The organism is Photobacterium sp. R1, assembly GCF_054600795.1.
Genome location: NZ_BAAHZP010001112.1, coordinates 1 through 228 on the forward strand (window position 1 = coordinate 1; position 228 = coordinate 228).

Genomic DNA, 228 nt, shown 5'->3' on the forward strand with positions numbered 1-228 from the left:
TGCCTCTGATATTTAAGTCACGGATCGTCAGGTGAATGTGACAAGTGAAGTTGATGGAGGTATTGTGACCGTGAAGCTGAACTTGCCAGCTGTCATCATCACAGATCTCCGTCTCAATGAACCTCGCTATTCCTCGTTGCCGAATATTATGAAAGCGAAACAGAAACCGCTTGAGGTTATTTCTTTAGAAACACTTGGTGTGACACTGTCACAGCATCATGAAGTTTT

The 228-nt window shown here is 43.4% G+C and carries 1 pseudogene; it reads left to right on the forward strand.

From position 1 onward, the window contains the following. Nucleotides 1–16 precede the first annotated feature (16 nt). Nucleotides 17–228, forward strand: a pseudogene (locus ACYP03_RS28510) (electron transfer flavoprotein subunit beta/FixA family protein); the annotation flags it as partial.